Origin of the sequence: uncultured Campylobacter sp. (assembly GCF_938017705.1) — a bacterium.
Classification (GTDB): domain Bacteria; phylum Campylobacterota; class Campylobacteria; order Campylobacterales; family Campylobacteraceae; genus Campylobacter_B.
Genome location: NZ_CALIIS010000240.1, coordinates 1 through 10,108, shown reverse-complemented (window position 1 = coordinate 10,108; position 10,108 = coordinate 1). Strand labels below are relative to the sequence as shown.

Here is a 10,108-nt window from a genome sequence, read left to right as displayed (position 1 = left end):
CCCCCGACCTCCCATGGCCGGGCCGCTGAAACGAGCCGCAACGATCCAACCCAGCGCGTCTTTTGCACAAACTCCTCCGCACTTTTCGCTCCGCCGCCGTGACACCAGGCTTTGATATAGCTGAGGCTCGGTAGATAGCCCATTTGAAATAGGATGTTTAAAAGATAGACGAAGTCTGGCTTTTGCTCCACTTCACGCCCTATCGCGTCCAAAATATCCCCGTCCATGAAGCTGCCGCCCACTTTAAACGTGATATAAAGCGATTTTTTGGTCTTTGAAAGAAGCTTGCCAAGCGCAGTTTTTAGATCGTCCACCTCGAGGCAGCGCGAAGCAAAGACGAGATCGCACGCAGGTACGTCCGACCAGTCGTCCTCGAAGGCCTTTTGCGCAAATTTAACGTTTTTTGCGCCGTAAATTTGAGCATTCTCGCGGGCGAATTCCAGCATTTTGGGCGAAAAGTCATAACCGTAAATTTGATCCACCTTTTCCGCTGCTAGCACGCTTAGCGCGCCTGCGCCGCATGCAAAATCAAGCAGCGTAGAAACGCCTGTAAAATCGACCTTATCTATAAATTCTTGCGCGTAGACGCTTTTCATCACGCCCTCGTTAAAGCTCGGCGCCTTTTTGTCCCAATGCTCGGCCAGCTTTTTGCCGAATGAGCTTTTTGCCTTTTGCGCCTTATAAAGCGCGTCAAAGTCGATATCATCGTAGTTTGAAGCTAAAATCATAACTATCCTTTCTAAAATTTAGTGAGCAGACCGCACCGATTTTTCGTTAAATTTTGGCGCAAATTTATGCGCCGCATTCAAGCTACTTAGAATTTTAAACCGTCAAAAAAAGCAGCAATACATGCTCGCTTTTATATATTTTATCCGCTTGCGATACTTTAAATTTTCGCTGAACGACCGTAGCTAAATTTTTAAAAGTCCGCTCATAAATCAAAATTTTTAGTTTGTCGCCCGCACTTGTTCGCTCCGCCTTTAAATTACCGCTCAAACTTATTGCGAGGCCTCCATCCTAGCCGCTATCACCTTTTGCATCGCTTGATTTTTCTTGTTTTTGGCTAAAATTTGCAGCCTCCTTTTGCCGATGCGTTTGTCGGCGGCCTTTAGGATATTTGCAAGCCCCCATTCATCGGCACCAAAGTGCTTTGCAAACAGCTCCTCTTTGGGCGTGTCGATATATTCGCGGATAAGCTCGCCGATGTCGCTTATGTCGTTACCATACGGATAAATTTTCGCTAGAGCACCCTGCACCAGGCTTTTTACGCCGCCGCTTTTTAGCACGAAATCCTTCGGGTAATCAAAAATAATCTCGCCCGCAAGCGTGATAAAATATCGCGGCAAATCCGTGCTGCCGCGCCTGCTTTGCATCCTATAAACCGTGCAGTGGAGCTTAAAATCAATGCTTTCATCCACGAGCTCGTAAAGCCGTTTTGCAAGCTTGCTCCAGCGTTTCATTTTGCCCCCCCATTATCTATTTATCGCCTCTTGCGGTTTCGCGCGTAGCTTTTGCCGCCCTTTGTGACGATCGCGCCTGAAAGCTCCGCGCCTTTTCTATTTTTTGAAAATCCGCTTTGTAAAATTCTGCCGCGCTAAACGGCCTCCCAAAATCCAGACTCTGTCTTGATCGCTTCTCGGTTTTTCTCGCGTAAAATTTGCAAAAATTCTTTAAAGCTCGGCTCAAAAATCGAAGCGGCGGGCGCAAATTTATACTCGCTCGCGCCGTCTTGCTCGGGCTTGTTTGCGCTGCCGTGTTCAAGCTCGCTCGCGCCGCTCGCAAAGCGGATCCGCCAAATCCTAGCATGATTTATCCGAATTTTTGTGACTTCAAGCGCTAAAATTTGCTCAAATTTATACCTCGCCGCGAGCTTCTGTCCGTTAAAAACGTAGATAAAATCCTGATCAAACCAAAGGCTCTCGCACGAGATAAAAAACCGCTCTAGCCAGAACAAAAACGGCCTCATGGAAAGCCTTTTTACCGCGTCTGCTTCGCTTATCCCATCTATCGCGGCAAGCTCGCGCGAGCTAAGCCTGCGAGGATTGCGCCGAAGAAGCGTCCAAATAATCCCACCCAGAAGCAAAACGCTAAAAATAACGATTAAAATTTGAATTAAAGCTTCAGCCATTTAAAATTCTAAGTCCTTTTACAAATGCAAATTTCGCCTCCGTATCGCCCATAGACGAACTCCTGCCGAAATCCGCCTCCGCGCCGTTTGCAAGCTCTTCGTAAAGCTTGTAAAATCGCCCTTTGTAGGTGCAATCGCTTAGGCAGACGTTAAAAAACGCCTCCGCCGCGTCCCTGCCTCCGAAATAAAAGATAAAGTAGATCGGACGCAGATCGAAGGCGCTTAGATTTTTGTTAAATTTAGCCCCGCGTTGCGTCATAAACTCCACCACCTTTTGTTTATCCTCAAAAAGTTCAAAAATAGGCAGCGCGCAGTCCTTGATAGCCGCGCTAATCTCTCGCACGCTAGGCTCAAAGCTAGCTCCGGCGAGCTGCCAGTCGCGAAACTGCCTGCGCGGCGTGAGATAGCTTAGATACGATACGAAAACAAGGTCGGTCGAGTAGGACAGCTCCTCTTGCATCAGCTTTTTTAGACGCTTGCAGTAGATTGCTATCTGCGGCAGGATGCTTACGCTACCGGAGTAGTTACGCATGCTGGAGCTAAAATAAATTTCAAATAAAATCTCCTTGTTGCTTGCGAGCTTCGTTAGTTTTTGCCCCTTTTGCGTGGGCTTGAAGTCCGTAAAATTTGCCGCGATCTCGGCGCAGCCGTTTAAAAATATCTCGCGCGGAGTCATGATTTTCCTTTAAATTTAGACGTTTTTGCTCGCTAGCAATTCAGTTTGCTACTTGCATTGCTGCAGCCGCGACCCACACGGCATTTTATAGGGCGCGCCGTCTTGCCGCCGAAAAGTTATTTATGCGCGCAATTTTACCCCAATTCGGCTAAATTTAACGGCGCTATGCGCCCGTAAAATTTATAATCTATCCTCGTATCTTTCGTAGTTTATGCCGTAAATTTTATCGATATTTTCGGCATTTATGAGCTGCTCGCTGCGCCCGAAAGCTAAAATTTCGCCGTCTTTTATAAACAGCGTCAAATTTGAAACAAACTTCGCGTGGCGCGGGTAGTGCGTCGTCTGCACGAAGGTGTAGCCTTCGTCGCCTAGCGCCTTGATCATCTCGAGCAGCTTGATCTGATTGCCAAAATCCAGCCCGTTGGTGACTCATCCATAAAGATCACTTTCGCGCCCTGAACCAGCATGTGCGCGATGTACGCCAGCTGCCGCCACTTGAAATTTCGCCTTTTAAGATTCTGTCTTTATATGGATTGCGCTTAGAATTTTATATTCTCACGTCTTTAAAATTTGCGTCGTTGCGAATAAATTTTTATTGAGGTTTAAAATTTGATGCCGTGTTGTTGCGCTGCGTAAAATTTCAATAACGCGCTAAATTTTAAACGGCGCGTAAAATCAAGCATTGCGCTAAATTTCAAGTTACGCGCCGAATTTAGCTCGTACGGCAAATCAAGCGCGCCGCCTAATAAAAACGGCATAAAATTTGCTTGCGCGCTAAGGCCCGTCCCTCGGGATTTAGGCGTATAAAATTCTACCCAGGCGGATCATGTTCGAGCCGCATTTGATCGCGAGCTCAAAATCATCGCTCATCCCCATCGAGCAGATCCGCGCGCCGTGCGGCACGAGCGCATCGAAGATCTCGCGGCTCACCTCGAAGCTTCGCGCGATCTGCGCGGGCTCGCTCACATGTGCGCCGATACTCATCACGCCGATTAAATTTAGATTTTTGCACTCCTGCTTGATGCGCAAAAACTCCTCCACCGCGCGGTTTTTATCGAGCCCCGTTTTGGAGCTCTCGCCTGCGGCGTTGATCTCCAGCAGTGTATCTAACGGATACGTTAGCCGCTTATTTACGGCAAGCGCGAGCTCGCAACTGTTGCAGCTCTGCCACAGCGTTGGGCGCAGAGCGATGAGATGATTGATTTTGTTGCTTTGCAGCGTGCCGATGAAGTGCCACTTTAGCGGCAGTTCGCGCAATGCCTCGCTTTTGCGCTTTAGCTCCTGCACTCTGTTTTCGCCGAATGCGATCTGTCCTTGCGAATACAGCTCGCGCACCTCATCCGTGCCTACGTTTTTGCTTACCGCGACGAGCTGCACTTCGCCCGCGCCTGCTTTCGCAGCCTCAATGCGCTTTAAAATTTCATCCAGCCTCATTTATAAAATCCCAAAATTCTAGCGAAATCATTCAGCACCGTAAATATCATCAAAAGCGCTAAAATGCCCATCCCTACGTAGCTGGCGCCCACGAATACCCGCTTTGGCACGGGGCGGCGGAAGATGAGCTCAAATAGATTAAACGCGATGTGTCCGCCGTCTAGCGCGGGGATCGGAAAGAGGTTGATGAGCCCTAAATTTACCGATATTAGCGCCACGAGCGCGAGCAGGACCGCAGCACCGTAATCGACCGCCTTTGAGGTGATATCGGTAATGGCGACGATGCCGCCCATCTCCTTAGGCGAAACGACGCCGCTGGCGAGCTTCTCAAGACCCACCAAGATGAGCTTTGATGCCTCCACCGTCTGATCCCACGCGAAGCTAAGCGAGCTCGCGCCCTTGTGATATAGCGTCACGGTCGCGTTGTAATCGGGCGAAATGCCGATGAGCGGCACTCTAATGCTCTCGCGCCAGATGGTTTTTTTCTCGCCGAGCTTCGGCGTGAGCTGCAGGCTCAGCCGCTCGCTGCCGCGCATGATTTCTAAGCTTAGAGGCGCGGCGGTTACCTGCTTTGAGATGTCGTCCCACTCGCGGATCTGCTTGCCGTCGATCAATAAAATTTCATCGTTTAGCATTAGCCCTGCGCTTGCTGCGGCGGAGCCTGGCGAAATTTTGCCGACCTTCGGCGCTAGCTTTTCGACGCCGATGTAGCCCAGCGCGATGTAGATCAAAAACGCAAGCAGCAGGTTGAAAAACGGCCCCGCAAAAAGTATGATTATGCGCGCGATCGGGCCTTTGGAGTTGTAGCTGTCGGGGTCTGCGCTTACTGCGGCGGGATCCAAATCCTCCTGTCCCTTAAGACTCACGTAGCCCCCCAGAGGGATCGCGCTGATAGCGTACTGAGTAGCGCCGATTTGCTTGGTAAAGACCTTCTCGCCGAAGCCCACGCTAAAGACGTTCACCCCCACGCCCAGCGCCCGCGCCGCCAAAAAATGCCCCAGCTCGTGGAAAAAGATGAGGAAGCTGATCGCCAGCACCGTGACCATAAAATTTATCGAGTAAAAATAAAATCCGACCGCCAGGATCGCTAGCGTTAAAATTATGCTTTTCAAATTTCAGACCTTTGTAAAAAATGGGCTAAGCTTACTATGATTTTGTAAATTTTAAGCTTAGATCGTCGTTTAAAGCCTTAGCTCGTTTTTTTAAACTTGGTTAGCTTTTAAACTTAGCCCGTCGTCGTTTCGGGATATAAATTTAGCTAAATTAAAGGCGCGCGGCGGATGGACAGCGCGCGGAATTTAAAATTTTAAAAGTGAAATTTTACCGCGAGATTTTGCGGAGCGGATTGTAAAATTTCGCCGCGTGCGGCTTGTGCTATGAAATGTCGTAATGCTTTAGGATGCCTCACGTTTTGAAATATCGCTATGCTTTGTAAAGCTGTTATATTTTGAAATTCCGTTTTACTTTGAAATTCCGCCATGTTTTGAAATACTGCCGCGCCGCCCTGAAATTTTGCACGGCGGTTAGACGGAATTCTGCGCCGTGAAATTTTACGCAGCGGAATTTTATCTTTTAAATTTTATAGGCTTAGCGCACTGCTGTGCGCGTACAGATTAAGCATCTATAAAATTTTATCTCACAATTTATAGCGCGAAATTTTAAAATTTTACGCTTGCCGGTATGTGTGAAATTTCACGCTGAAATTTTATCGCCAAAACCCGCTTTAAGCGCGAGCTTTGCGCTCTACGATGCCGATTTTCTTTTCAAACACGAAAGCCATATCCAGCCTAAAATTTAACTCTTTTTCGTAGCCTTAGCATACGCCGCGACGTATTCAAAGCCCGAATATAGCGTCAGTGCGACCGCGATCCAGAGTAGGGCGTTTGCATAGGGCCACTGCATCGTTAGCCAGCCGATAGCGATCATCTGAAAGACCGTTTTCACCTTGCCCGCCATCGACGCGGCGACCTCTACGCCGTCGCCCGCCATCGCCACGCGAAGACCCGTGATGAAAAACTCGCGGATTAGGATCAGATAGATCGCCCACGGACTGGCGCGCCCGATAAACATAAGCCCCAAAAAGCCCGCAAGAGTTAGCATCTTATCGGCGAGTGGATCGATGATGGCGCCAAGTCTCGTTTTTTGGTTCCAAGAGCGCGCGATGTATCCGTCGAAAAAATCCGTGACGGATGCGATGACGAAGACGAGCGCGGCGAAATAATCGATCCAGCTGACGTGCATCGAACCCACCATGCCGCCGTTTGCACGGCCTGCTAGTAGGATCAGCCAAAAAAATAGCGGCGCGAGCGCAACGCGAAAGCTCGCTAAAATATTGGGTAAATTTAGCATTATTTAAAGGTCGTTCCGCCGTCGACGATGAAGGTGTGCCCCGTCACCCAGCTAGCCTTGCTCGAGCATAGAAATAAACATGCTCCCGCCAAATCCTGTGGCTGCCCCATGCGTCCTAGCGGGCTAAGCTCGGCGGTTTTGTCGCGCACCTCTTCGTAGTTCGTAAAGGCCCGCAGCGCGTCCGTCTCGATCGGTCCGCCGCTTACTACGTTTACGCGGATGTTTTTCTCTCCAAGCTCGGTCGCGGCGTAGCGTGCCATCGCTTCAACCGCGGCTTTTGCCGTGCCGTGACCCGCATAATTTTCGATATAGACTAAATTTCCCGTGGAGCTAAGCGAGATGATCGAGCCGCCGCCTATTGCCTCCATGCGTTTTGCGGCTTCTTGCGCGCCCACGACGAAGGCGTTTACGGTCGCGGTAAAGATATTGTTGATACCGCGCGGCTTTAGCCTCATAAATTTAGTGTATCCGCCCGCGACTGCACGACCCGAGATTATGGCGTTTGAGATAAAAAAATCCACTCGCGCAAAATCCTCGTCGATCTTGGCAAAGAGCTCTTTGTAGGTCTCGGGCTCCAAGATATTGAGCGCATAAGCGCGCGCCTTGATGCCGTAAGCCTTCTCAAGATCGGCTGCTTGCGAAGTCGCTAGCTCCTCATTGGAATTATACGTAAAAGCGATATTTGCCCCTGCAGCTGCGAATTCCAAAACTATCGCCCTGCCTATGCCTCTCGTGCCGCCGCTGATAACTAGCGTTTTTCCTTTAAATTCGTTCGTCAATTAAAATCCTTTGATAGTGTATTGTTTCATTACGTTTTCTATTTTTTTGAGATTTTCCGCGCTCGGCTCGCAAAGCGGCAAGCGGTATTCCAAGCTCGGCGTCAGGCCCGCGATATACATCGCCGCTTTGATCGGGATCGGATTGCTTTCGCAGAATAAAATTTTATTGATCGCGTAGAGATCGTCATTGATCTGTTTGGCCTTTAAAAACTCATTTTGCAGCGCAAATTTCGTTAGCCTCGCCGTGTAATCGGGCAGTAAATTTGCCGTAACGGAGATCACGCCCTTGCCGCCGTTGCTTAGGATCGGATAGTTGATCGCATCCTCGCCGCTAAGCACGCTAAGGCGCGGCTCGTGCGCGAGCAGATCGACGCATTTATCGATGCTGCCGCTGGCTTCTTTGACGCCGTAGATATTTTCGCAGTCGTTAAAAAGCTTGATGATCGTATCTGCGGCGATGTCGCAGCCGGTGCGTCCCGGGACGTTATATAGCAGCACGGGCAGATCTACCGAGCTCGCGATCGCCTTGTAGTGCAGATAGAGCCCCTTTTGGGTGGGTTTGTTGTAGTAGGGCGCTACGGATAAAATTCCATCCGCGCCGTGAGCCTGCGCAAACTGCGCGAGTCCGATCGCTTCGTGAGTTGCGTTACTGCCCGCGCCCGCTAGCACTTTGACGTCCGTGCCCTTGCACGCGTCTACGGCGATCTCGATACAGACGCGGTGCTCGTCGTGCGTCAGCGTCGCGCTCTCGCCCGTGGTGCCTACGGGTACTACCGCGCTTATGCCGTTTGCGATCTGTCTTTTGATGAGCTTGGCGTAAGTCTGCTCGTCTAGTTTGCCCTCTTTAAAAGGCGTGATCAGCGCCGTCATAGAGCCGATTATGACATTTTTATTCATCGTTTTCCTTTCGTAAGATAATGCTCGTGGAATTTTTAAGGCTTAGATAGGTTTTCATCGCTTTTTTAACCGCGCTTTTATCCAGGCTTTTGATCTCGCGCTCCAGCCTAAATAGCGCGTCCAGATCGCCGCGGACGATGTAGTTGCCGTACATCTGCGCTACCTTGCTAGCGCTGTCGAGGGAGTAGATAAGATCGCTGCTTAGGGTGTTTTTGATCTTTAGCATATCGTCGTCGCTTATTTTAGCTTTTTTGGCTTTTTCGATCAGCGTTAAAATTTCACTCCTCAACGCCTCGCCGCTTACGCCCTGGTTGCAAACGGCAAAGACTATAAATAAATTCTCATCCTTAGCGCTCATATCGTAGATATTGATCTGATTGGCGAGCTTTTTCTCATCGATCAGCACGCGCTGTAAAAGCGAGCTCTTGCCGCCGCTAAGATATATATCCATCGCTTTGATCGCCGCGGCGTCTGGGTGGTTAAACGGCGGAATTTTAAAGGCGACTGCAACGATCTGCGCCTCGCTGTTTTTATAAATAACGCTAAGCTTCTCGCCGTCTTGCGCAGGCTCTGTGCAGTGAGGGCGCGGAATTTCGCTTTTATTTTTTACGGGCGCGAAATATTTTTTAGCCGCATCAAACGCCGCCTTTTCGCCGATGTCGCCGGTGATCAGCAGCACGGCGTTTTGCGGCTGATAAAATTTAGCGTGAAATTCCTTGATATCTTTGATGCTCCAGTTTTCGATATCCTTGCGAAAGCCGATCGGCGTCCAGTGATACGGGTGGTACAAAAACGCGGCGTTGTAGAGCCTGAAAAATAGGTATCCGAACGGATCGTTATCGGTGCGCCATAGCCGCTCCTCGAGCACGACCTTGCGCTCGGGCTGAAATTCTTTGTCTTTGAGGCTCAAGTTTTGCATTATGTCGGCGTAAAGATCCAAGCAGACCTCTAAATTTGAGCTCGCGCACTTTATGAAGTAGTGCGTGTAATCAAAGCCTGTGCTTGCGTTATTCACGCCGCCAAAGCCCTTTACGATCGCGTCGAACTCGCCCGCCTTGCGATTTTTCGTGGATTTAAAATTTAGATGCTCCAGCATGTGCGCGATGCCGCTTTTGCCCATCGTCTCGTCGCGCGAGCCGACGTTGTAAAACACGTCCACGCTGATGACGCCGCTGCCTTTATTCATCGGGATGTGATAAATTTGAAGCCCGTTTTGCAGCGTTATTTTCTTAAATTTAGGAAACATTAATCTTTTTTCACCTTTCGTTTTTTGCTTGAGTTTTGCTCCGCGTCTTGGACGCCGCTCGCTTCTTTGGCCTCTTTAAGCTCTTTGGTCTCTTCGATCTCGGATTTTTTAGTTTTAGCGCGACTTTGTTTTACGTTTTTGCTCTTGGAGTTTTTGCTTTCTGCGCCGTTTTTCGGCGCGGCTTTAGTGTTAGAATTTTTACTTTCTATGTCGTTTTTTGACGCGGCTTTAGTTGCGGTTATATTTTTCGACGCGGTTTTAGTTGCGGTTTTATTTTTAGTTGCGGTTTTTATTTTGGCGGTTTTGCTTGCCGTGTCGCCTTGCTTTGTCCTTTTAGCCTCTAAATTCTCGCTCTTTGCACCGCTTTGCGAGAGATTTTTAGCTGCGGCATCTTTCTGCTGCGAGGCGTTATCCTGTACGGCGTCATTCTGCGAAGTATTCTTTAAAATTTTACCGCGTTTGGAGCTTACGCCGCTTTTTAAAATTTGACCCTGCTTCTGATCTGCATCGACTTTGGAAGCCCTTTTTGAAATTTTATCCTGCTTCTGATCCACGCTGCCTTGCTTTGCGCTTTTAATCTCCGAATTTCCGCTTTCCGC

Annotated in this window: 13 protein-coding genes; all 13 read right to left on the bottom strand. The window is 49.3% G+C overall.

Translation table 11 applies throughout. The features are described 5' to 3' along the window. The coding region (locus Q0605_RS11135) for a class I SAM-dependent methyltransferase (protein ID WP_298706922.1) at positions 1 to 728 on the bottom strand (728 nt) is incomplete at its 3' end. A gap of 270 nt (positions 729 to 998) precedes the next feature. Beyond that, positions 999 to 1,460 carry a hypothetical protein gene (locus Q0605_RS11130; protein ID WP_298706921.1) on the bottom strand — a complete coding sequence of 154 codons (462 nt, stop codon included), beginning with the start codon at positions 1,458 to 1,460 and terminating at the stop codon, positions 999 to 1,001. Between the two features lie 134 nt (positions 1,461 to 1,594). Then, positions 1,595 to 2,128, bottom strand: coding sequence for a hypothetical protein (locus Q0605_RS11125; protein ID WP_298706920.1), 534 nt, complete (start codon positions 2,126 to 2,128; stop codon positions 1,595 to 1,597). Further along, positions 2,121 to 2,804: a hypothetical protein gene (locus tag Q0605_RS11120; RefSeq protein WP_298706919.1), complete on the bottom strand. Its 684-nt coding sequence runs from the start codon at positions 2,802 to 2,804 to the stop codon at positions 2,121 to 2,123. Before Q0605_RS11120 ends, Q0605_RS11125 begins: the two co-directional genes overlap by 8 nt. Before the next feature lie 180 nt (positions 2,805 to 2,984). Beyond that, a complete protein-coding gene (locus Q0605_RS11115; protein WP_298706918.1) occupies positions 2,985 to 3,188 on the bottom strand; it encodes a hypothetical protein in 204 nt (67 codons plus the stop codon). 218 nt (positions 3,189 to 3,406) lie between these two features. Continuing rightward, entirely contained in the window at positions 3,407 to 3,562 is a 156-nt protein-coding gene (locus tag Q0605_RS11110) for a hypothetical protein (protein ID WP_298706917.1), read from the bottom strand. 37 nt (positions 3,563 to 3,599) lie between these two features. Further along, on the bottom strand, positions 3,600 to 4,238 hold the full coding sequence (locus Q0605_RS11105; protein ID WP_298706916.1) for a YggS family pyridoxal phosphate-dependent enzyme: 639 nt from the start codon (positions 4,236 to 4,238) through the stop codon (positions 3,600 to 3,602). Beyond that, positions 4,235 to 5,350, bottom strand: a complete 1,116-nt coding sequence (rseP, locus tag Q0605_RS11100; RefSeq protein ID WP_298706915.1) for an RIP metalloprotease RseP — start codon at positions 5,348 to 5,350, stop codon at positions 4,235 to 4,237. Before rseP ends, Q0605_RS11105 begins: the two co-directional genes overlap by 4 nt. A gap of 682 nt (positions 5,351 to 6,032) precedes the next feature. Continuing rightward, on the bottom strand, positions 6,033 to 6,590 hold the full coding sequence (pgsA, locus tag Q0605_RS11095; protein ID WP_298706923.1) for a CDP-diacylglycerol--glycerol-3-phosphate 3-phosphatidyltransferase: 558 nt from the start codon (positions 6,588 to 6,590) through the stop codon (positions 6,033 to 6,035). After that, positions 6,587 to 7,366 carry an enoyl-ACP reductase gene (locus Q0605_RS11090; protein WP_298706914.1) on the bottom strand — a complete coding sequence of 260 codons (780 nt, stop codon included), beginning with the start codon at positions 7,364 to 7,366 and terminating at the stop codon, positions 6,587 to 6,589. Before Q0605_RS11090 ends, pgsA begins: the two co-directional genes overlap by 4 nt. Then, positions 7,367 to 8,263: a 4-hydroxy-tetrahydrodipicolinate synthase gene (gene dapA / locus Q0605_RS11085; RefSeq protein WP_297894048.1), complete on the bottom strand. Its 897-nt coding sequence runs from the start codon at positions 8,261 to 8,263 to the stop codon at positions 7,367 to 7,369. Further along, positions 8,256 to 9,509 (bottom strand): pitrilysin family protein, encoded by a 1,254-nt coding sequence (locus Q0605_RS11080; protein ID WP_298706913.1) that lies wholly within the window; start codon positions 9,507 to 9,509, stop codon positions 8,256 to 8,258. The genes dapA and Q0605_RS11080 overlap by 8 nt, the downstream gene beginning before the upstream one ends. After that, positions 9,509 to 10,108 (bottom strand): hypothetical protein (locus tag Q0605_RS11075; protein WP_298706912.1); only part of this gene is annotated, 600 nt, incomplete at its 5' end. The genes Q0605_RS11080 and Q0605_RS11075, both read right to left, overlap by 1 nt.